Raw genomic sequence first — 24,158 nt, forward strand, 5'->3', positions numbered from 1 at the left:
GTTATCCATTTTGCCGTCGTCGGAAAGGTGCCCTAATCAACATCGCTACGGAACGGGATCGCAGGCAGGCCCTCTTCGTTGACTAGTGTCGCGATCGGGTTGTTCGCCCATCCATAGCGAACGGCTACTGGGGCGGAAACAGCGGGCGACGACACGATGACTTGATCGCCATCAATGACGGCATCGGCCCAGACAAACGTTTTGTCGGATCCAGCGATTGCGAACCCTTTTAGCTTGCCCTCCTTGGCCTTTAAACCACTGCCGATGCTCGAAAACTTAATGATTGCCTTTTCCGATTTGTACTCGACCGACTCGAATTTTGGCCCACTCGCAACAACGTCACGGCCATACGCGATCTTAAGGGCTGACAACATCAATCGCCGCCCCACCTCTTGTTTATTGCGAGGATGAATATCGTTGGCATCGCCGATATCGATGGCCACCGCCAAGCCCGTCCTTTCATCTTTCGCTGCGGTCATCGATTGGGCCTCACGCAGTTCGGCCCAACCTGGTTCCACCGGTTGTTGTTGAGGTGCCATGTAATTCGCCAATTGGACGATTAGGAAGGGGAAATCACCAACACCAAAACGATCTCGCCAATCCTTAATCATCGTCGGTAGTAATTCTCGGTACTGCATCGCGCGTCCAGCGTTCGATTCGCCTTGATACCAAATCGCCCCTTTGATGGCGTAGGGCTCAAGCGGTGCAATCATTCCGTTGTAAAGAACCGTCACCCGGTTGGGATTTTCCACCGGCGGGTCGGGGCGGAGCGACATCTTAGATAAGGGCACGCTAATTTTGTAACTCCATGATCCCTTTAGCGGAAGACTCGTTGCATCGTCGAACTTGATCTGCATCTGGTTCGGTTGGCCGAAAAAACCACCGGCCCCGCCCGTATCAAGGACTCGAATGGCAATCACATTCTTTCCCGCTCTAAGCACACCTGGCTTGATCGAGTATTGACGGTCGATGTTGAAACGATCGGTTTGCCCTATTTTCTTCCCGTTAATCCAAGTCGTTTCGCGATCGTCAATGGGACCAAGCCGAAGTTCCGCCTGAATCGAATCGCTCGCATTTGGCAGCTCAAATTCCTTGCGAAACCAAACCACACCATCAAAACCAGCTAAGTCGTGCTGGTCCCATCGCTTGGGTAAATCGATCGATTTCCACGGGTCCTCTACAGAAGGCGTCAGGACTCTTCGTTGCCATTTTTCACGCGTACCGAGATCATTTTCTCGCCACCATCGTGCCATGGCCGTCCGTTGATCCAACGGGTTTTCAGATCGCGACTCTCTCAACCTCTTCAATGCATTGAGCTTAGGACGAAAATCCTCCAACGACTCTAACGCCTCTGCACTGGTCCATGCTTCCGCAACCGTTCCGCCCCAAGACGCATCGATCAAGCCGATCGGAACATTGAGCTCTCGGTGCAGATCCCGACCAAAAAAGTAGCCCACCGCACTGAATGACTTTGCAAATTGCGACGTGCATACCTCCCAGCGACCTTCGAGCGAATCAACGGGCACTTCGGAAATCTGCCTAGGCACAGTGAACAAGCGGATGTTGGGATAGTTGGCAGCCGAGATTTCTGCGTCGCTATTCTTCGCGGCTGACAGCGGCCTCTCCATATTCGATTGGCCGGAACAAATCCAAACGTCGCCAATCAGAACATCCTGAATCGTTTGAACCCCCTGTTGGTCACCACCCTTCACCTTTGCGGTCAATTCGAACGGACCGCCTGCCGTGAAGGCAGGCAACTTGGTTTGCCAACGCCCGTTTTTTTCGACAGTCGCTTCGGCAGTCTTGTCTTGCAAGGTGACGAGAACCTGTTGACCTGGAACCCCCCACCCCCATACCGGAATTTCCTCGCCGCGCTGCAGAACCAAATGGTCGCTGAAAAGCGGGTGCAGTAGCGGAGTCTCCTGAGCAGCGGTCGTTAGGCCCCCCCCTGAGCCAACCCATGCCGCGAACACGAGGAAGCTTTGTGTAAATATCTGTGTAAATAGACGAGGCAATAATAGACGAGGCAACACAGGAGGGATTTTGTTCATCTAAACAAATTTGCTCAGGAGGGAATACAGAAAGGTGGGAAAAACCGCAGCAGCTCGATCACCTACAATTCTACACACCGGTTGCGGAGTAGGAAACGATCAAATCCGATGGATTGTTTGCAACAATGGATTCATCCCTCAGGGGACTCCTAGCCACGAAAAAGGGGCGGGCAGAAAATCCGCAGCGGTCCGGCAGCGGTCCGATTGAATAATCCTGTTTTTTGGGGCACTAATTCTTAAAGAAGGTCTGTACGCCATCCGATTGGCCCTGTAAACTGTGCCGCTCGAAATATCCGCCCGCGGGGCTGTGTCCGAAAAGGGGCCTGACCCTTTGGAGGACAATCGCTTTTTGTAACAATCGCTTTTTGTAATCGTTTTCGGCTTGCCAGGAGAGGGATCAGACCCCTTTTCGAACATTGCCCAACAGAACCTTGTAAGAGATAATAGACTATGTACGCTATCGTTGTTGATGGTGGCCGCCAATACCGCGTTGAACCTGGCATGGAGGTCGATATCGACTTTCGCGACCTATCACAAGGCGACCAAATCACGTTTGACAAGGTTTTGGCCGTTAGTGGTAGCGAAGGGCTAAAGCTGGGATCGCCCACCTTAGAAGGCGCCACAGTGACCGCATCGGTCATTGGCGCGAAGCAGGACAAAAAGATTTACGTCCAAAAATTCCGTCGCCGCAAGCATAGCAAACGCCGCACCGGCCATCGCCAAATTCACACTCGTGTGAAAATCGAAAGCATCGCATAGGCTTGCCCTTCGTCGGTTTGCCCCATAGGTTTGCCCCATAGGTTTACACGTGCCATCGTCAAAAATCACGGATTACGATCTTGGTGGGATTCTTGGCGTTGGAACGGTTGGAACGATCTACGAGGGGATTGAAAAAGAGACCCAACACAGCGTTGCGATCAAAAAGCTGCACCCTGGCGTGAGCTCGGACAAATTGATTCGGGCGCGTTTTCGCCGTGAAATGACGATCCTAGAACGCCTTCGCCACCCAAACATCATCGCCTACTACGGCGGGGGCGAAGCCGAAGACGGGCTGCTTTACTATGTCATGGAAAAGATCGAAGGCGGTACGATCAAAGAGATGATCGAAGCCAATGGTCACCTGGATTGGCAAGTCGTTGTTGATGTCGCGCGTCAAATCTGTTCAGCGCTCCAGTGCGCTCACAACCACGGCGTGATCCATCGCGATTTGAAGCCAGGAAATCTATTTCTCACCAAATCAGCGGTCGTCAAGCTAGGCGACTTCGGTATCGCCCGCGATTTGACCAACAGCGATTTGACCGCAACCGGCTTGACCGTCGGGACTCACGCCTACATGTCGCCCGAGCAAATCACTGGCGACGCGTTGATTTCGGGAAAGACCGACCTCTACGCTTTGGGTTGCTGCCTGTTTGAAATGCTTTCGGGGCGAAAAACATTTATGGGCGAGAATTTTGCTCAGCTTTTCGAGCAACACCTGCGTACTCGCCCCCAACACATTCGCGAGCTTGTGCCAAACTGCCCTACCGAACTCGATGAAATCATCGACAAACTGCTCGAGAAAAACCCCGAAGATCGACCGTTCAACGCGCGAGCTGTTCAAGGAGTCATGCTGCAACTCGGCGAGCGATATGGCCTCGAGGCAGAATTAGACCAAGCCCTTGAAGCGAACGACGTTGGCGCCGACGCGTTAACAGAAAAAGGGCGTCAAATTCTCCAGCAACAAATTCTCGATCGACTCGAAGGGCGAATTGGCCCGTCGATTAGCTGGGGTCGCCTAGCCGCTGTCGGCGTGCTCGTGTGCGGGATCGTGCTCGCCGCGATCTTGCTCTCACCGAAGTAAAGCTCTCGTAACGGAGGTCGCCAAGACTTTGCCTCCAAAGGCATGAAATTGCGATTGAACCATCAGCGAATCACAAGCAGAATCGCTTCTGGAGATCCGACCGATAGCAATCAATACAACGACCGGTAACCCGTCAGGTATCTATTGCGGAAGTTATCTCTTTTGACGCTTTACGGCAGAGCTCTTCGCACCACTAGTTTCAACCACGCCTTTGCGGCTATAATCAAGCCCTTCGGACCACGCCCACCTTTTTACCAACCTGAAAACGCTCCCTCACGATTGACAGCGTCCAAACCAAACAGGACTAAACAATGAATCGAACGATCACTTTACTTTTCGGCGGGTTCGCTCTCGTCACCTCCACCTTTATGACGGGAACCGTAATGGGACAGGACGCTACAGAATCGAAATACAAAACCGATGCCGAAGAGATCGGCTACTTTTTGGGCGTTTCGATCGGACAACAGATGGGCGCACAAGGCTTTCAAACTGAAGATATCGACCTGCAAGCGTTGATTGCCGGGGCAAAGGACGGAATCGCCGCAAACGAGCCGGCAATGAGCGACGAACAATTGAAGGGCGTCCAAGAGAAAATCGAAGCACTGCTGACAAAACGGCAACTCGAAATGATGCAGCAGAATAAAGAAAAGGGCGAAAAATGGCTTGAGGAAAACGCCAAGAAGGAAGGCGTCGAAAAACTTGCAGGTGGCTTGCAGTACAAGGTACTTGTAGAAGGTGACGGCCCATCGCCGAGCGCTTCCGATACCGTCAAAGTTCACTACACCGGCAAACTAACCGACGGCACAACGTTTGACAGTAGCGTTGCCCGAGGCCAACCGGCTCAGTTCCGTGTCGACGGAGTTATCAAGGGCTGGACCATGGCACTTCAAAAGATGAAGGTCGGCAGCAAGTGGATGCTCTACATCCCATCGGAATTGGCCTATGGCGAACGTGGCAGCCAAGGTGCGATCGGCCCTAACGAAGTTTTAACCTTCGAAGTCGAACTGCTTGGTATCGAGTAAGGTTGCCTCGGTTCCTATCCGCAGCTGGTAGTCGCCAAGACCACGAAACAGCGAAACGGCACCTGCTATCGTCAGTGTGTCGATTTCGCTGAACGACGGCACTCGGTAAAGATGCAAGTCTTCGTCGCGACGCTCAATCGAGCTGAGGGTTGCACGCGATCTTAGGATAGCAGGAACTCGTCGTGGTGTTATTCGCCAAGCTCGACAAACGCATCGTAAAGATCCCAGCACACAAACAGAGTGGATGCCGTGGTTTTGACTACTTTGCCAAATCCAGAGACCCATCTCGTTTTCCTTGCTGCCGCAGAGGCTTCCGCGCTAGCGGCTTTGTGAGCAGCTTCCGCCTTTCTGACTTCGGCGGACTTCGCAGCAATCTTTCGTTGCCTGGCCGCTTTCCCTTTCGTGCTTTGACCGCCGATTCTTCTGTCCTTTTTCCGCTTCAATTCTTGGCGAACCTGTTGCATCGCCGCGCGTGTTGCTTCGACTTTATTGCCCCCATCACCTTTCACTTTGAATTGTTTTTCGATCAGCTTATCGGAACCGTAATCCATTGTACTACTGGTAGCCACCTTGCCTGTTTCAAACGCAACCATCGTGGCTCCGGTATTCCTCGACGCTTCCCAATTTTTTGCCAGTCCAACACCGAGGCTTTTTAGCAGCGGGACTCCTGCCACACCAACGCCGCCGCCGCCAACCCAAGCAGCAGCTTCGGCAGCGGTCCAAGTAGCGCCGCCTTTTAACAAGGCCGCACCAACCGCACCAGAGGTGATCAATGCAATGTTATTGACAAAACGACCGGCTTTTAGCAGCTTGATTGAGCTATCGAGCCCAGAAAGCGTATTCGCATTGATTTGATTGAATTCCGCCATTCGCGTTTTAATGTTATCCAAACATTTGTCGCGAATCTTTATCTTGTCTTCCAAGTGCCTCTGCAACGCCACTGAGCCTTGAAAAGATGCTCGGATAAAGTGATTTACTCTTTCCAGCGTTTGATGGTCAATTGCCGTTTTCAATACTTGCGGGTTGGGGATGGTTGCTTCCCATGTTCCCGGCGAACCCGTTGCTCCCGGTAGCGGGATGTAATACACATCCGACGGTCGCCATATTTGACTCATGCTTTGCGAAATCGTGTAGGCTGCGGCAATCGATCGCAACAAGGGATAGCTTTGATCGAAGTCGACCACAAGCGCTTGAATCGTTTTATCATGTGCCACGATATTTGGCTCTCTTGCAATTGTGTATTTGTCCGAAACGGCTATCCGCATGTCGACGAACGAAACGTCGACTACCGGATAAGTGCTATTCTCGCAACCTAGCCTGCACATGTTGCTAGGAAACACCCAATTTTTTATTTTGCAGAAGAGCGAGCCGTGCAAGAAACGAAGCCCTGCCTTTCGTAAACGAGTGCTTTGCGACAACGAAGAAACAAGGTAAGAATCTTTCGTGGCTGTTGCTTCCAGCCGCAGCATATTGGGGAAAGATGTCCCAGCCACTCTTTTACCAAGCCTAAAACCAAGCGGTGACAAAGCATTGGCCCAGATTATTCGTTAGCTGTTTTGGCTCTAACGGGTTAGCAAATGACGACTCATCACATGAATATTCCGGGCTGGCAGGCCTTACCATCGAGCGACAGGACCTCAGAAATTCACCCACAGATTCTTCTGACGGGGCAAAAAAAAAGCTCCTGCGGTTTTGGCCGCAAGAGCTTGTGGGGATGATTCAAGATCATCAATCTTGTCCGCCGGAGCCGAACATCTCGTCGAGAGCCTCGCTGCTGCCTGTGTTCGATGCCTCGTCACTGGCCGCTTCCTCCAGTCCAGCTTTCAGAATCGACGGGTCCATTTCCGCACGTGCTGCAGGCTCGGCCTGCTTCGTGCCATCGTCCGCTGCGTTGAGTAACGGGTAGCTATCTTCGAGTGATGCGGCAGGAGCTTCCGACAAAGCTTCGAGTGCTTCGCGGCGGTAGTTGACTTCGCCTTCTTGGAAGATTCGGAAGCCGGTACCAGCAGGAATCAAGTGCCCAAGAATCACGTTTTCCTTCAACCCGACCAACTTGTCGACTTTGCCTGCCAACGCAGCTTCGGTCAACACCTTGGTTGTTTCTTGGAACGATGCCGCACTGATGAAACTGTTCGACTGAACCGCAGCCTTGGTAATTCCGAGAAGCTGAGTACTGGCAGTCGCAAACTTGGGTTTCTTGCCTTTCGCTGGCGTTCCGCCCATCGCTTCAATTTCTGCATTGGTCTGCTGCAGCGTTTCCTTCGGAATGATCGTTCCTTCGGAGAGTTCACTATCACCAGGGTTGGAGATTTTCAGACACTTGGCCAAATCCTGGTTTGCCTTGCGGAACTGGAATCGATCCATGACCAATCCAGGCAACAGGTTTGTATCACCAGGGTTTTCGATTTTGACCTTACGAAGCATTCGAGCGATGATGATCTCGCAGTGCTTATCGTTGATCTCAACCCGTTGCGATTGGTAGACCTGTTGGATTTCATGCAACAGATACTGCTGGACCGCTTCTTCCCCTGAAACCCGCAAAATATCGTGGGGGACGAGTGGTCCGTCAACCAATGCTTGGCCTGCCCTAACGATATCGCCGGAGTGAACTTGAAAGTGTTTACCGTGGGGCACGAGGTGTTCGCGTTCGATGCCCGATTCGCTTCGCACGACGATCGTCCGCTTGCCTCGTTTTTTCTCAGCGAGGATTTCGACTTCGCCATCGATTTCCGAGATCACCGCAGGATCTTTTGGCTTGCGTGCTTCGAAGATTTCGGTCACTCGAGGCAAACCGCCGGTAATGTCCGAGACGCCACCGGTTTCGCGTGGCATTTCGGCCAGCACCATCCCCGGTTTGATAGGGGTCCCTTCTCTGGCCATGATCGTCGCTCGTTCCGGCAAGTACTGGACATCAAGTGCTTTGCCTTCGGCATCTTCCACGACGATTTGCGGGTGCAAATCACCTTTGTGGTCGACGATCACCATACGGATGTTACCGCTGGTTTCGCGTTCTTCACGCATCGTTTCGCCTTCGACAACGTCCTCGAAGCGAACCTTTCCTTCGACTTCGGACAAAATCGGGATCGAGTAGGGGTTCCACTCGCACAGCACTTGACCTTCGACAACCTTGTCATCCTCTTCGACCATCAGCGCCGCACCGGCAGGCACCGGGTAGCTTTCGATTTCACGGCCACGTTCATCGACGAGGGAGATTTCGCCGTTTCGCGTCAGCACGATGTTGCGGCCTTCGGTGTTACGAACCGCCCGCATCCGAGTGAACCGAGCAATACCGTTACGCTTGCTCTTGATATCCGACTCTTCCATTTGCTTACTAACGCTACCACCGATGTGGAACGTACGCATCGTAAGCTGAGTCCCCGGCTCACCGATACTTTGAGCAGCGATGATACCGACCGCCATGCCTTCTTCGACCATCGATCCCGTCGACATATCCATGCCGTAACATCGTCGGCACACACCGAGCGGTGCATCGCATGTCATCGGTGTACGAACCTGGATCTTTTCCAAGCCCATCGCTTCGATCTTGCGAGCGATCTCAGGCGTGATCATTTCGTTTTCGGCGATGATCACTTCGTCCGTTACCGGATTGACGATCGATTGACGGCTGATTCGTCCGTTGATCGAATCGACCAAACTGACTTCGACCTTTTCACCCCGGTAAACGACTCCCTTGGTAATCCCTTGAGTGGTCCCGCAATCGTCCATCGTGATAACGACGTTTTGAGCGACGTCCGCAAGTTTACGAGTCAAGTAACCACTATCGGCCGTTTTCAGAGCCGTATCGGCCAAGCCCTTACGAGCACCGTGGGTCGAACTGAAGTATTCGAGAACGGACAAGCCTTCGCGGAAGTTCGCCTTGATCGGCGTTTCGATAATCTCACCGGTCGGCTTGGCCATCAAACCACGCATCCCCGCCAATTGGCGAATTTGCTCGATACCACCACGAGCACCGGAGTGCGACATCAGGAATACCGGGTTCACATACCATCCGCCCTCACGAATGTCGTTTTCCATGGCCTTCATCATATCGACCGTAATCGATTCGCGAGCCTTGGTCCATTCGTCAAGAACCTGGTTGTACCTTTCTTTCGGCGTCATCAATCCACGATCGTAAGCCTTCTTGTGCTTCATCACCTCTTTTTCAGCGTCCCTGATGAACTGCTGTTTCGAGTCAGGCGTGACAAGGTCATCGGTTGCGAACGACAAACCGCTACGGGTCGATTCGCGAAAACCGGTTTGCATCATATCATCGAGCAAATTGATGGTCGCTTTACGCCCCAGTCGTTGGTAGCAGTCACTAATGACTTTAGCCAAGTCACCGCTCCGCATCGCATGATTATAGAAATCCATTCCGGTCGGTAACATCTCATTGAACCGGACGCGTCCAGGCGTCGTTTCGATCAGCTCGCCATACTTGCCCGAATCGTCTTTGGTTTTCAAGCGTTGGAACTTGGGCAACCGCATCTTGATCTTCGCATGAACGTGAATAATGCCTTGGGCCGTTGCCATGTCGACTTCGTCATAGCCCGAGAAGACCATCCCTTCGCCCTTACGGTCCGCCGCTTCCATCGTCATGTAGTAGCAACCCATCACGATGTCCTGTGATGGACTCATGATCGGCTTACCATTGGACGGCGCAAAGACGTTATTGGTACTCATCATCAGCGTATGAGCTTCGACTTGGGCTTCGATCGAAAGCGGCAAGTGGACCGCCATTTGGTCACCGTCAAAGTCAGCGTTGAAACCTTTGCAAACCAGTGGGTGCAAGTGAATCGCGTTGCCTTCGACCAAAGTCGGTTCAAACGCTTGAATCCCCATGCGGTGAAGTGTGGGTGCTCGATTGAGCAGAACGGGGTGATTCGTGATCACTTGCTCGAGAATATCCCAAACCTCTTCGTCTTTTCGTTCGAGCATCTTCTTGGCCGATTTGATCGTGTCGGCATGCCCAAGTTCTTTCAAGCGACGAATGATGAACGGTTGGTACAATTCGAGCGCAATCTTCTTTGGCAATCCGCATTGATGCAGCTTCAGTCGGGGGCCAACCACAATCACGCTACGCGCCGAATAATCGACTCGTTTGCCAAGCAAGTTTTCGCGGAAACGACCCTGCTTTCCTTTGATCATATCGGTCAATGATTTGAGCGGTCGATTGGACGAGCCCAATACCGGACGCTTGCAACGGTTGTTGTCGAACAACGCGTCCACCGATTGCTGTAGCATTCGCTTCTCGTTACGAATGATGACTTCCGGTGCATTCAAATCGACGAGTTTGCGCAGTCGATTATTACGGTTGATGATCCGGCGATACAAATCATTCAAATCGCTTGTCGCAAAGTTGCCGCTATCGAGCAACACGAGCGGACGCAGGTCCGGTGGGATCACCGGCACGACATCCAACACCATCCACTCAGGACGATTATCACTGTCGCGAATCGATTCGACAATCTTCAAACGATTGATCAAATCCTTCTTCTTTTGCTTCGAGCCCGTCTCGGCCAAGTCAACTCGCAACTGCTCGGACAGCGTGACCAAGTCGAGTTGGTTGAGCAGTTTGCGAACCGCTTCGGCGCCCATGTCGGCTTCGAACGAATCGTTGCCATACTGAATACGTGCGGCACGGTACTCTTCTTCGGTCAACAGTTGACGAGCTTCGAGTTCGGTTTGGCCAGGATCGATGACCACGTAGTCTTGGAAATAGATCACCTTTTCGAGCGAACTCGTTTTCATATCCAACAGGTTCCCGAGTCGCGACGGCATCGCTTTGAAGAACCAAATGTGGACCACAGGAGCAGCCAATTCAATGTGCCCCATTCGTTCACGGCGAACACGACTGTGAGTGACCTTTACGCCACAGCGGTCGCAAATCATCCCCTTGTATTTCATCCCACGGTACTTGCCGCAAGCACATTCCCAATCCTTTTCTGGACCAAAGATCCGTTCGCAGAAAAGGCCGTCTTTTTCAGGACGATAGGTTCGGTAGTTGATCGTTTCGGGCTTCTTCACTTCGCCGAAAGACCAACTTTTAATGTCCTGGGGGCGGGCGAGAGAGATGCGAACCGATGCGTAGTCGTTAATGCGATCGTAGTTGCTAGTTTCGCTCATCGACATAGAGATAGACCTTCAAGAATCAAGTTTTAATTGTGTCGGGTTGAATGGGTGCGTCTGGTCGTGACAAGACGCGGGTCGTTTGCCAGTAGCGGCGTCTCTCCGAGACGCCAGAGGGCTGAACCTTTGCGTCTCTCCGAGACGCCAGAGGATTGAACCTTTGCGTCTCGGAGAGACGCCATGGGGTTGAAACTTCGCGTCTCGGAGAGACGCGGCTACTTTAATCGCGGCTTTTAAATTGGTCGCTTTTCGAGTTGCATGTTCAACGCCAAACCTCGAATTTCCTTGGTCAATACGTTGAAACTAGCAGGCGTTCCGGCCTCGAGCGTGTTTTCGCCCTTGACCATCGATTCGTAAATCTTTGTTCGACCTTCGACATCATCGCTCTTGACCGTCAACAGCTCTTGCAAGATGTAAGCAGCCCCGTACGCTTCGAGTGCCCAAACCTCCATTTCACCGAAGCGTTGGCCACCAAACCGTGCCTTGCCGCCGAGCGGTTGCTGGGTGATGAGCGAGTACGGTCCCGTACTGCGAGCATGCACCTTGTCGTCGACCAAGTGATGCAGTTTCAGCATGTAGATGTAGCCAACGGTGGTTTCTTGTTCCATCGGTTCACCCGTTCGTCCATCGGTCAAACGAATCTTTCCGTGAGCAGGAAGCCCTGCATCGGCAAGACACTGGTTAATGTCCTCTTCGCTTGCTCCGTCAAAGACTGGGGTAATCGCTTGGAATCCAAGTTTCGCCCCCGCCCATCCGAGGTGAGTTTCCAAAATCTGGCCCACATTCATACGACTTGGAACCCCGAGCGGATTGAGCATGATTTGGATCGGCGTGCCATCGGGCAAGAATGGCATATCCTCGATCGGCAAGATCTTGGCAATGACCCCCTTGTTACCGTGGCGACCTGCCATCTTATCGCCGACGCTGATCACTCGTTTGGTGGCAACGTAAATCTTGCACATCTGCAAGACACCGCTACGAAGTTCATCACCTCGCTTCATGCTGTTAAGTCGACGGTCGCGTTTGTCGATCGCCGACTCAACGTTGTTCCAATTTTGATCGTAAACGGTTTGCACCGCGCTCTTCTTATCCTCCGATTTGACTTGATCGAGAATGTGGTCGAGGCGGAAATTGACCGCTCGCTCGGCGACAAACTTTGGATCCTGGCCATCGGCAAGCGGGGTGCCCGTTGCATCGTTGAGCTTCGTTCCGGCGGCTTCCTCAAGTTCGCGGACCAAGTCCTCAAACGTGCTTGCCACTTCGAGATTGCCTTCGCTTTCGGCCTTCTTCAACTCCGCTTCGAATTCCTTCCGCTCGTCCTCGGACAAACTCATGCGCCGCGAGAACTTGTGGGTATCGATAACGATCCCTTCGATCCCCGAAGGAACTTCGAGCGAATCGTTCTTAACATCTTCACCTGCACGACCAAAGATCGCGTGCAGCAATTTTTCTTCGGGCGTTAGTTCCGTCTTGCTCTTCGGGCTGACCTTACCCACCAGAATATCGCCTGGCTTGACGTAAGTCCCAACATTGACAATTCCGGTTTCGTCCAAATTGCGGAGTGCTTTTTCGGACACGTTCGGAATGTCTCGCGTGAACTCTTCGCGGCCCAGTTTTGTTTCGCGGATTTCAACGTCGAAGTCTTCGATGTGAATGGAGGTGTACGTGTCGTTACGAACCAGTTCTTCGCTGATGATGATCGCGTCTTCGTAATTGAAACCGTCAAACGACATGAAGCCGACCAAGACGTTGCGACCGAGTGCCAATTCACCGTTACGCGTGGCAGCACCATCCGCGATGATTTGATTCTTTTCAACCTTGTCACCGACATTGATGATGGGCCGCTGGTTCAAGCAAGTTCGCTCATTGAGGCCTTGGTACTTCTTCAGCTCGTAGTGATCGCTACCGATTTCGATGCGTGTCGAATCGGCGAACGTCACCTTGCCAGCCCGGCGAGCACGCACGACCATCGCACTATTGCGGGCGACTTCACGCTCCATCCCGGTACCGACGATCGGTGGTTCCGCAACCAATAGCGGCACCGCTTGTCGCTGCATGTTCGACCCCATCAACGCGCGGTTCGCATCATCGTGCTCGAGGAACGGAATCAAACCGGCCGAAACGCCGACCATTTGACTCGGGGCGACATCCATGAAATCGACCTGATCAGGCTGAACGATTTCAAAGTCGCTACGGAAGCGAGCGATCATGTTCGGTCCCGACACCAACGCACCGTCGACGACTTCGGTATCCGCTGGAGCGACGTAGGATTCGCTTTCTTCGTCCGCTCGTAGCCAACGCACCTCATCGACAACCTTACCCTCTTTGATCAATCGGTAAGGAGTCACCAAGAAACCGTAGCTATCGACACCCGCGTAGATCGCAAGCGAACTAATCAAGCCAATGTTTGTTCCTTCAGGCGTCTCGATCGGACAGATACGACCGTAATGCGAAATGTGAACATCCCGCACTTCAAAACCAGCCCGTTTTCGGTTCAAACCGCCGGGGCCGAGTGCTGACAAGCGACGCTCATGAGCCAATTGGCTGAGCGGATTCGTCTGGTCAACGACCTGCGACAATTCTCCTCGACCGAAGAAGAAATCGATCGCTGCCGAAACACTCTTCGGGTTGATCAACGAACGAGGCGACATGTCTTGAGCATCCTTGATGCTCATACGCTCTTGGACCGTTCGCCGCAGTTTCAAGAAACCCTTGCGGAGTTCCTCACAAGCCAACTCGTCGATCGTTCGCAAACGGCGGTTACCGAGGTGATCGATGTCATCGATCTCGGCACCCGAATCAGGATCGAACAAATTGATCAAATACTTCATCGCCGCAATCATGTCATCGGGACGCAGCGTCATCTCTTCTTCGCTGATGTCCATGCTCAATTTACGGTTCAGTCGGAAACGACCGACTTTACCCAAGCGATAGCGATTGGCGTCGAAGAATTTTTCTTGGAAAAGCGTCCGAGCCTTTTCCAATTGAGGCGGGTTGCCGGGACGAAGTCGTTGGTAGATTCGCAGCAACGCCTCTTCGTGACTGGCGGTATTGTCATCCATCAACGTATTGAAGATCAGCGGAATCTTTGGCGATTCCATGCAGTCGACGCTCTTGACGCCTGCGGTGCAGATCGTTTCGGCAACCTCTTTGGTAATCTTGTAGCCCGCTTCAACGATGATCTCGCCCGCACGATCGGTTTCGCTGGGGTAGATCACATCATCGACGGCAATCTTGCCTTCGATCTTCGCAGCACTTTTGCCGCTGCTGATCTTGATCGTCATCGTCTCATAAAACGCGCTCAACAAATCGGCATCGGTCGAAAAACGCGGGTCCATTGCTCGCAACAGCGTGGTCGCAGCAAATTTACCGCTCTGGTCAATCCGGACCGTCAACGCATCCTTTTTGGTCACGTTGCACTCGATCCATGAACCACGTTCGGGGATCACGCGGCAACTCGGCAATTTCCGGTCGGTTGTCGGATCTTGCTCGAGAACAAAGTCAACGCCAGGACTGCGGTGCAACTGGCTAACGACCACTCGCTCCGCCCCATTGATGATGAATTCACCACCGCCCATCATGATTGGCAAGTCGCCCAAATAGACTTCCTCTTCAACGGGCTCTTCACGATTGAGCCGCAGCCAAATCCGCAACGGCCGTCCATAGGTCAAACGCAGCTGCCGACACTCTTGACTGGTATAGCGTGGCTTGCCCAATTCATAGTAAAGATAGTCGACCGTGATGTTACCGTCGTAACTAGCGATCGGGAAAATTTCACGCAGCACCCCTTCCAAGCCAGTCGCTTTCCGTTCGAGCGGCTCAGCGTCTTCTTGTAAGAATTCGGCGTAAGATGCCGTTTGCAGGGCGGTTAAATCGGGAAGCTCAAAGGTCGAAAGCCCGGTTCCAAAGTGACGGATGCTGGTGGGTTCGAGGCGACGCTTGGTCGTAGTTGCCATCTTGCGTGTGTGCTCCTTGGGAGGACCAAATGTTAGCGGTTTTTACTGAAAAAGACAGAACCGGCTGTACTTCCAGCGCTAGAATCGAAAGTCATTTTCAGAAAAGAACCGAAGCGGAGATTGCGATTTCGGACTAGAAAAACGTTTAGCGCAGACCTTCAGCGACGATGCTTTTTCGTGCCTGAAGGATCAAGAAAAGCTGAATTCTCTGTGCCATTCAAACCAAGGGCCAATACAAACAGATACAACAGCAGAGCGGGATTTTGACGCAAAACGGATTACCAAGCCTGATACCACTGTGAAACACTAACAGATCAGGCAAATATCGAAAAGGGCAACTCCGGATTTTTGGCCCGAATAATGCACCCGCCACAATTGTCCCGCCAAAACTCGGCTTTTCCAAAGCCCAACGTCAAAAAAACCGAAATAGCCCTAGCAAAAAACTTTTTTACTTGCGGCACGGACTTGGCCTTAATTCGGTCCCAAGGGACTCTCTTCGGTTACACTCAAACTTTTTTCAAAAATAACCAAAATATTTTTGAGAAAAATATATTTTTCTTTTGAGCGTCTCCAACCATAAAAGAGCGTTGGCGCCTCCCGATTTTTTTGCACACGCCACCACATCGGCATCGCGAACGATTCTCGCGGTCGCGATCCCCGCACCGCACGAACTCGAACAAGATCCGCTATGAGTTTTCAGCGAAATTCTCGACGATGCCGATCCCTTTGACGCCAAGGCCAAGCAGACGGTCGCTCAAACGCTTGACGTCCTCGGTTTTCGTGTGCCCGACGTCTTGGACAATCATGACACTGTCGACCGCCTCGGCACACCAATTGGTCGCGGGCAAATCACCGATCGTCCCGTCGACAATGACAAGATCGAAACTTGTCTTGAGCGTGTCGATCAATTCTTTCGTCTCCGCTTCCGTGGCTTCTTTACCACGTTCGCATGGCAACAGCGGCAGAAAGGTTAAGCCATCCTCGACAGAATGGACCGCTACGCTGCTGAGCGCCGTCTCGCTGCGAATCGACTCTAGCCAATCGGACTCGATATCCAAGCCCAATTCATCGATCAGTGTTGGGTAGGCAATATCGCCGTCGACAAGCGCAACCCGGATGCCAGCCGCCGCAGCGGCCATCGCAATCCCGATCGCCACCGTACTTCGCCCTTCTTCCCCGTTAACACTAGTAACGAGAATACTGGCTAAACCCGTTTCCACCGCTTCCAGCATCTGTTCGGCGATCTGCTGAAACACTTCGCCGTCAAAAAACAGTTTGCCAACGTTGGTGGGCAACGCAAATTGATCGACTTCCCATGCTGGTTTGAAAACGACGGCTTCCTCTTCCTTCGCAAGTTCAACCGCATCACTTTCAGTCAACGGATCTTCCGCAACGGCATCCTCAATCTCCGCGACACGCGGCGGTGGCGAAGAAGCTTCGGAAACTTGACTAGCCACCTCTTGGATCATCGCTGCTGATTCACTTAAAAGCTGCTCCTCGCTCGGGGGGGCTACTTGCTCGTTTGCCGCTTGCTCGGCTACTGCTTGCTCGTTTGCCGCTTGCTCGTTTGCCGCTTGCTCGGCTACCGCTTGCTCGCTCGCTCGGCTCTTCGTTCTCCGCTGCAGTGACTGCACAAAGAACTTGACATGCGGCTTGTCGACTCGATGCGTCGTGTCGTGCTGGGTGCAGAAAGACTCTAGCAGTTGCTGGTCAGCGAGCCCGACAACAAACTGCGAATCGATCGGCAGGGAAACCGAAGTCGGATCTGCTGCTGGGCTAGCCGTGGATTCCGGGCTTGGTTGAGAAACCGACTCGGCAACGAGTTCGTCGCGATAGTTGGCCAACCGGATGTCGCCGGCATCTTGTTTGCCCGCTGCAACCTTGCCCTCTGCAACCTTGCCCTCTGCAGCCGTGGCGGCTGCCGCCGTGGGATGCGTGTCACTGGCTTTGCGGAGCACCGACGTTTCTACCTGATCAACCCGATAGTGCCGTTCTTTGGATTCATCGGTCCACCAAGTCGCCGACGCTTCGGGCGAAAGTGGTTTGATAGGTGTTTTATGGCTAGATCGAGCGGAGCGTCGCTCTGCAATAGCGGCCTGCACGGCTGTACCGGAAATAGCGTTTTCCCTAGCGATTTGCATCGCAACGCTGTTGCTTGGAGTTGGCTGTGCGTTAGGCGCCGATGCGGTTGGCGTTGGCGTTGGCGTTGGCGTTGGCGTTGGCGTTGGCGTTGGCGTTGGCGTTGAAGCTGACGCGTTGCCGGCTTCCCCGAGTCGAATGCGGCGTGAGAACGCTTTGACGAAGTCTTGGTCGTTTGAGTTCATGGTTGCTACCAGGCAAAGGAGTACGGTGTTCGAATGGGGTTATCGAATGGGAGCCATCGCTACCGAGATGGCGGGAGGTAAGGGGACCAATCCGAGATACCTTGTGGAGTCGGCGTTTGGGGATAACGGGATGACCGCACGGCTGATTCCGACATTTGACTTGCGGGTGCAACTTGCGGCTCCCCGAGCGATGCATTGGCCGTCTTGGCTGCCGAATCCAACCCCGTAAAATCGGGCCCGGCCGGTTGGTCCGTTTGGGTGTGGGCGTACCCAGTCGCCGATGGCAAGGATGCCACAGCGGCCGACTCGGTTGCTGGCACGCTTGCATGCCTATCGCTTGCATATGGGTTGAGGCGGCTTGAGGTTGCGCTCACCGTTTTTGCTTCGATTCCGCTATCCTGTAGGCTTGGGGGAACCTCCACGGAAGAATCCGCTGGTTTCCTCTCGTCACTTGACTTCGCAGCGGTTGGACTTGGTGAGGATGGTTTCACGGACGACGCGAATGCATCGGATACCGACGCTTCGAATCCAGCTTTGTTGCCGTCTGTCGTGCCCGTTTCGACAGTTTCGTTGCTCGCCTGTTGAGCACGTTGTCGCTCGCGATGGCCAACGAATAATGCAGCCAAGATGACTGCGAAGAGCAACGTCAACACGGTGCCATTGGCACGCACCGTCCGAATCCAATCGGATGGAATCGATTTCCGTGATGGCTTCGGAAGCGAATTGCCGATCGGCGGATTCGAAGTCGCCGAATCTTTCCTATCGATGCGTTTGATTTCGCTCCTCGATGATTCAACCTCTGATTCGTCAACAGCAGGCAGCCCCGAGTTTAACGCCTCCGAGCATACCGGTTCCGAGTTTACCGATCGGGATGCTGGCTGGTGCGGTAGAGTCGGCTGAGTGGAATCGGTCGCATCTTGAGCGACTTCCGATGCTACCGGACGGTACAAATTAGGTAGTTGGAACAAGGTAGGTGGCATCGAAAACCTCGATAGGCGAACGTAAAATCAAATTAGGAAACGGCTTGCTTGGCCCGTTTCCTTGGCCAAGGGAGGGGCAACACTCAGGCACGCAGTTTCCCCAAACTAGAATCGGCTTATCGCCGTCCTGACGTTTAGAAAAACATCAACGATCTTGCGATTTATGCGGAATAGCGAAAGTTGAACGATTAAGCAAGATTGAATGCGGACAATCTGAGTGGTTCCCACAACGGCCGGTCGTTAAAATCGCATTTCACCTTGTGAAATTTCCTATTCTGAGGAAGATAGGCGGTAAAAGGTCGCAGGCCTTCGTCTGCGAATCGGCATCGAGACGCACAAACGTATCCCATTCCCGCAGAGACTCTCGCAGGCATTATGCTCCAATCCACCCCCACCGACATCCTTCTTCCCGAGTTGCTTCGTGAACGAATTTTAGTTCTAGATGGTGCGATGGGCACCATGATTCAGCGTTTGAAGTTGGACGAAGCGGCCGTTCGGGGCGAGCGGTTTGCAAACCATCACAAAGATCTAAAGAATTTTTCGGATCTGCTCTGCCTGACGCATCCCGACTCGATCACCGATATTCACGACGCCTACTTGGCGGCTGGCTGCGACATTGTTGAGACCAATTCATTTGGGGCATCGCCTGTTGGGATGATTGAATTCGATCTGCCGTTGGCATTGGTGGATGAGATCAACCGCGCGGCCGTTGCCTGCGCTCGGCGTGCGACCGATCATTGGAACGCACGAACGCCAGACAAACCTCGTTTCGTCGCCGCATCGATTGGCCCGACGACGCGGCAAACCGCGATCAGTACGAACGTTTCCGATCCGGCACACCGTGATACGACGTTTGATGAAATGAAGGACAGCTACCGAGCGCAAATCGAAGTGCTCGCCGATGCGGGCGTCGACATTTTAATGCCCGAGACAGCGATCGACACCTTAAACTTAAAGGCATGTCTGTTTGCAATGGAGGATTTCTTTGCCGCGGGTGGTCGCCGGGTTCCGGTGATGGTCAGTGGTACGTTCGATAAGGGGGGACGGACGTTCGTCAGCGGCCAATCGGTCGAGGCGTTTGTCACTTCGCTTTCGCATTTCCCGCTGTTGTCGATCGGCATGAACTGTGCGCTTGGTCCGGACGTGATGCGCGGTCATATCGAAGAGATGACTAACGCGACGAGCATTCCCATCAGTTGCCACCCCAATGCTGGTTTGCCCAACGATATGGGCAATTTTGATCTTGGTCCCAAACAGATGGCCGAGATCGTCGGTGAATATGCTGACAATGGATGGATCAATGTCCTAGGCGGTTGCTGTGGAACGACGCCCGATCACATCGCAGCCATAGCGGAACGAGTCAAAGGCAAAAAACCAAAACAAGAATCGAGCGGTCCCGTCTACACTCGGCTATCAGGTCAATTGCCGATGGTCATGCGCCCGGAGATTCCGTTCACGATGATTGGTGAACGGACCAACGTGACCGGCAGCCGAAAATTTGCACGCTTGGTTCGCAGCGACAACTATGACGAAGCGGTCGAAGTGGCTCGTGAACAAGTGCTTAACGGTGCGACCATTATCGACATCAACTTCGATGACGCATTGCTTGACGGTGCTGAAGCGATGACACGTTTTTTGCGTTTGATTTCGGGCGATGATGTCGCGGCTTCGGTTCCCGTGATGATTGACAGTAGCCGTTGGGAGGTGATCGAAGCGGGACTAAAAAACGTCCAAGGAAAAGCGATCGTTAACTCCATCTCCCTCAAAGATGGGGAACAAGAGTTTATCCGCCGAGCCAAGTTGGTTCGGCAATACGGTGCGGCCGCCGTTGTGATGGCCTTCGATGAGGACGGCCAAGCTGCGGATGAAGAAAACAAGGTGCGAATTTGTAAGCGGGCCTACGATCTACTCGTTCACAAAGTCGGCTTCCCCCCCGAGGATATCATCTTTGACCCCAACATTCTGACCGTTGCTACCGGGATGGATGAGCACAATAACTATGCGGTCGATTTCATCAACGCCGTTCGCCGAATCAAAAAGGAATGCCCAGGTGCAAAGACAAGCGGCGGGGTCAGTAACATTAGCTTTAGTTTCCGAGGGAACGATCCGGTTCGCGAAGCGATGCATAGCGCGTTCTTGTACCATGCCGTCAAAGCGGGTCTCGACATGGGGATCGTCAACGCGGGGCAATTGGAGGTTTACGAAGAGATCCCCAAGGATCTTCTCGAGCATGTCGAAGATGTCCTGCTTAACCGTCGCAGCGATGCCACCGACCGAATGTTGGAATTTGCCGAAACGGTCAAGGGCAGCAGCAAAAAGAAATCAGGCGAGGATTTGACGTGGCGGGAATTGCCCGTTGTCGAACGAATGAGACACGCACTCATCAAAGGAATCGACAAGTACATTGTCGAAGATACCGAGGAAGCACGCGTGCACTACGACCGTTGTATCCAAGTGATCGAAGGACCGCTGATGGATGGCATGGGCATTGTCGGCGACCTATTCGGTGCCGGTAAGATGTTCTTGCCTCAAGTGGTCAAGTCCGCTCGAGTGATGAAGAAGGCAGTCGCCTATCTCGAACCGTTTATGGAAGAAGAGAAGAAAGCCGCTGGGATCGAAGAGCATGCCGCGCGCGGAAAGTTCTTGATCGCTACGGTGAAGGGGGATGTCCATGATATTGGCAAGAACATCGTCGGTGTCGTTTTGCAGTGTAACAATTACGAAGTGATCGATTTGGGCGTGATGGTTTCCAGCGACACGATCCTGGAGGAAGCCGAAAAGCATCAAGTCGACATCGTTGGACTTAGCGGCTTGATCACGCCAAGCCTAGACGAAATGGTCCATGTCGCTCGAGAGATGAAACGAAAGAAGATGAACATACCGCTGTTAGTCGGCGGGGCGACCACCAGTGCGAAGCATACAGCGGTGCGAATTGCGCCCGCTTACGACGGAGCAACCGTGCATGTACTCGACGCCAGTCGCAGTGTGAATGTGGTTGAAAAGCTTATCAGCGAAGAGAACCGTGACGCTTACATCGCCGAAAATCGATTGTTGCAAGAACAGCTTGTCGCTAGTTTTAAAGATCGCCAACAAAAACTTGTTCCCTATGCAACCGCTCTCGAAAAACGATTTCAAACCGATTGGAAGACCGTTTCCGTCGACAAACCTTCGTTCACGGGCGTCGAGGTTTTGAAGGATTTCCCACTCGAGCAAATTCGACCCTACATCGATTGGTCGCCGTTCTTTATGACTTGGGAATTGAAGGGAAAATTCCCGAAAATCTTTGAGGATAAAATTGTCGGCGAACAGGCGAGAGAACTTTACGATGACGCCAATTCGCTGCTCGATGAGATCATCGAAAATAAACTTCTCGTGGCCAATGCAGCCTACGGCTTTTGGCCCGCGAATTCCGAGGACGACGACATCGTACTCTACAGCGATGAATCGCGGAGCCAAGAATTGTCACGGCTTCATTGCCTGCGCCAACAATGGGAACGGAAAGGGACGACCGATTACCGCTCGCTGGCCGACTACGTCGCTCCAGTCGATAGTGGACGAGAGGATTACGTTGGCGGTTTCGTTGTCACCACCGGTCACGGTGCCGAAGCATTGGCGAAGAAGTACAAAGCCGATCTCGATGATTATAAGGCAATCATGGTCCAGGCAGTCGCGGATCGCTTGGCCGAGGCGTTTGCCGAACGGATGCACGAAAAAGCTCGCGCGGATTGGGGGTTCGGGCAATCCGAGGGATTAACCAAAGAGGAGATGATCGCCGAAAAGTATCGCGGCATTCGTCCCGCTGCGGGCTACCCCGCTTGCCCCGATCATACCGAAAAACGAACACTGTTCGAATTGCTGGATGCGGAGAAGAACACGGGCGTCGAGCTAACGAGTAGCTATGCGATGTCACCAGGAGCCGCCGTCAGTGGTTTGTACTTCGGACATCCCCAATCGCGATACTTTTCAGTCGACCGGATCACTCGCGACCAAGTCGAATCCTATGCAAAGCGGAAAGGCAAGTCGATAAAAGAAATCGAGCGTTGGCTAAGTCCGAACTTGGCCTACGATCCGCAGTAAAGGACGCAGGCGGGCTTTGGGGGCTCAAAAGTTTCGCTTTTGAGCAGCTTTGAGGTTATCTCCTTTTCGTTGCTGCATTCGTCAAATACGCCAACGGCGTTAAACAACATAGCCCGGGGTTAAGGCATTGCGTGCGAAGCGTAGCAAACCGCAACCCTGGGTTTGGGATACTTTCAAGCACCCGATCACAGGAAGCAAAACGATGGCTTTACCAACCTGCCCGCTCACCGAAAACGGAATCGAAGTGACCCAGCTTGGTTACGGAAGCATGGGACTGCGTGGACCGAACACCTGGGGCATCAGGACGGTTGACGATCCGACCGCAGAGCGGATTTTGAATCAAGTTCTCGATCTGGGAATCAACTTTATCGACACCGCTCCTGATTATGGAATCGCCGAAGAACGAATTGGTCGCTTTATCGGATCACGCCGGAATGAGTTCTTTTTGGCGACGAAATGTGGATGCACTCCAGTTCAACATGACGATCATTTAGAGATCAATCACGTCTGGAAAAAAGAGGTTGTCGAAAAAAATCTTCAAACCTCACTGAAAAGAATGCGAACCGATCGTATCGACCTGTTGCAATTTCACGGTGGTGATGCGGACACGTTGGTCCGCGAAGGATTGGTCGACCAATTGAAGGGATTCCGCGACCAAGGATTGATTCGGTACATCGGTGTGTCGAGCAAGTCACCGCTCTTGGACGAACTGATCGATCTTGATGTCTTTGACACCATTCAAGTCCCCTATTCCTGCTTGGCACCCGAACATGACGAGGTGATCACGCGAGCGAGCGAAAAAGGCATCGGAGTCATCGTACGTGGAGGCGTTGCCCATGGTGGACCAGATGCCGCGATCCAACGGGATGAAGTCAACCGTGTTTGGGAAGAAGCCAACCTCGAAGAATTCGTGTCCGCCAACGTTTCACGCGCTGAATTGATTTTGCGATTTACGCTGTCGCACCCAGGATGCAGTACGACCATTGTTGGAACAGCGAACGAAAAGCACTTAAAAGAAAACGTTGCCTCCGCAGCAAAAGGGCCGCTTGAGGATGACTTGGTCGCAGAGATCAAAAACCGAGTATCCAAGCTCGGTTAGCCTCGATTCGTTTCTTCTTGATGGATTGGTTCAGCGTGACTTGGAGTGACGGCTGATCTTTGTTATTCCAAAAGTGAAAACAATGCCAACTCAACTGACCGATGAGGTGGCGGTAACAAACGTGCCTCTTTGCGACAGTGCCAATCAATGATCGGTCCAGCGCGGTCGGTTTTTCGCGTTGCGGAAACATCGAAGGGAAGACTTCAAGTTCTCCTCCGGCTAATTTCGTGTGGCGTGTCACGTACCCGATGGCACGCTGAAGTCGAACTTTGTTGTAGTGCTTCACGTAATCCGCCACCCACAGGCCGGAGGCCGAAACATCCCACAGGCCGGAAGCCGTAACGACCCACAAGCCGGAAGCCGAAACATCCCACAGGCCGGAAGCCGTAACGACCCACAAGCCGGAAGCCGTAACGACCCACAGGCCGGAAGCCGTAACGACCCACAAGCCGGAAGCCGTAACGACCCACAGGCCGGAGGCCGAAACATCCCACAGGCCGGAAGCCGAAACGACCCACAGGCCGGAGGCCGAAACATCCGCTGCCGGTGGCGTGAGCCACCGGAATGGATGGAAACGGAATCACTAGCCCGGAGGGCGACACATTACGATGGTGTGTCGGCCTCCGGCCTTGCGGCGACCCAAACGCCTTTGATTCGGTGGCTCACGCCACCGGCAAGGACAT

The 24,158-nt window shown here is 53.1% G+C and carries 11 protein-coding genes; 5 read left to right on the plus strand and 6 right to left on the minus strand.

What is annotated here, in order from left to right:
* Window positions 1–32: 32 nt before the first annotated feature.
* Entirely contained in the window at window positions 33–2,051 is a 2,019-nt protein-coding gene (locus Q31b_RS03260; protein WP_146598197.1) for a sialate O-acetylesterase, read from the minus strand.
* A gap of 450 nt (window positions 2,052–2,501) precedes the next feature.
* On the opposite strand from Q31b_RS03260, the gene rplU reads away from it, so the two are divergent.
* The 3 genes from rplU to Q31b_RS03275 all read left to right on the plus strand — a co-directional run bounded on the left by rplU (window position 2,502) and on the right by Q31b_RS03275 (window position 4,913).
* A complete protein-coding gene (gene rplU, locus Q31b_RS03265; RefSeq protein WP_146598198.1) occupies window positions 2,502–2,810 on the plus strand; it encodes a 50S ribosomal protein L21 in 309 nt (102 codons plus the stop codon).
* Window positions 2,811–2,859: 49 nt separating this feature from the next.
* Window positions 2,860–3,891, plus strand: a complete 1,032-nt coding sequence (locus Q31b_RS03270; RefSeq protein ID WP_146598199.1) for a serine/threonine protein kinase — start codon at window positions 2,860–2,862, stop codon at window positions 3,889–3,891.
* 311 nt (window positions 3,892–4,202) lie between these two features.
* Window positions 4,203–4,913, plus strand: coding sequence for an FKBP-type peptidyl-prolyl cis-trans isomerase (locus tag Q31b_RS03275; protein ID WP_449289924.1), 711 nt, complete (start codon window positions 4,203–4,205; stop codon window positions 4,911–4,913).
* Between the two features lie 188 nt (window positions 4,914–5,101).
* On the opposite strand, the gene Q31b_RS03280 is transcribed toward Q31b_RS03275, so the two are convergent.
* From Q31b_RS03280 to Q31b_RS03300, 5 genes are all read right to left on the minus strand, one after another.
* The gene (locus tag Q31b_RS03280; protein WP_146598200.1) at window positions 5,102–6,127 is read right to left on the minus strand and encodes a hypothetical protein; all 1,026 of its coding nucleotides are present in this window, start codon (window positions 6,125–6,127) and stop codon (window positions 5,102–5,104) included.
* Window positions 6,128–6,641: 514 nt separating this feature from the next.
* Window positions 6,642–11,042 carry a DNA-directed RNA polymerase subunit beta' gene (rpoC, locus tag Q31b_RS03285; protein WP_146598201.1) on the minus strand — a complete coding sequence of 1,467 codons (4,401 nt, stop codon included), beginning with the start codon at window positions 11,040–11,042 and terminating at the stop codon, window positions 6,642–6,644.
* 230 nt (window positions 11,043–11,272) lie between these two features.
* The gene (rpoB, locus tag Q31b_RS03290) at window positions 11,273–14,995 is read right to left on the minus strand and encodes a DNA-directed RNA polymerase subunit beta (RefSeq protein WP_146598202.1); all 3,723 of its coding nucleotides are present in this window, start codon (window positions 14,993–14,995) and stop codon (window positions 11,273–11,275) included.
* A 686-nt stretch (window positions 14,996–15,681) separates the two neighbouring features.
* On the minus strand, window positions 15,682–17,319 hold the full coding sequence (locus tag Q31b_RS03295; RefSeq protein WP_197170827.1) for a P-loop NTPase: 1,638 nt from the start codon (window positions 17,317–17,319) through the stop codon (window positions 15,682–15,684).
* A 59-nt stretch (window positions 17,320–17,378) separates the two neighbouring features.
* Window positions 17,379–18,299, minus strand: coding sequence for a hypothetical protein (locus tag Q31b_RS03300; protein WP_146598204.1), 921 nt, complete (start codon window positions 18,297–18,299; stop codon window positions 17,379–17,381).
* A gap of 375 nt (window positions 18,300–18,674) precedes the next feature.
* Between Q31b_RS03300 and metH the strand changes: the two genes are divergently transcribed.
* Together metH and Q31b_RS03310 are read left to right on the plus strand one after the other, a co-directional pair.
* Window positions 18,675–22,376, plus strand: coding sequence for a methionine synthase (gene metH / locus Q31b_RS03305; RefSeq protein ID WP_146598205.1), 3,702 nt, complete (start codon window positions 18,675–18,677; stop codon window positions 22,374–22,376).
* 202 nt (window positions 22,377–22,578) lie between these two features.
* Window positions 22,579–23,475, plus strand: coding sequence for an aldo/keto reductase (locus Q31b_RS03310; RefSeq protein WP_146598206.1), 897 nt, complete (start codon window positions 22,579–22,581; stop codon window positions 23,473–23,475).
* The last annotated feature ends 683 nt before the right edge of the window (window positions 23,476–24,158 follow it).

This window comes from Novipirellula aureliae (assembly GCF_007860185.1).
Classification (GTDB): Bacteria; Planctomycetota; Planctomycetia; order Pirellulales; family Pirellulaceae; genus Novipirellula_A; species Novipirellula_A aureliae.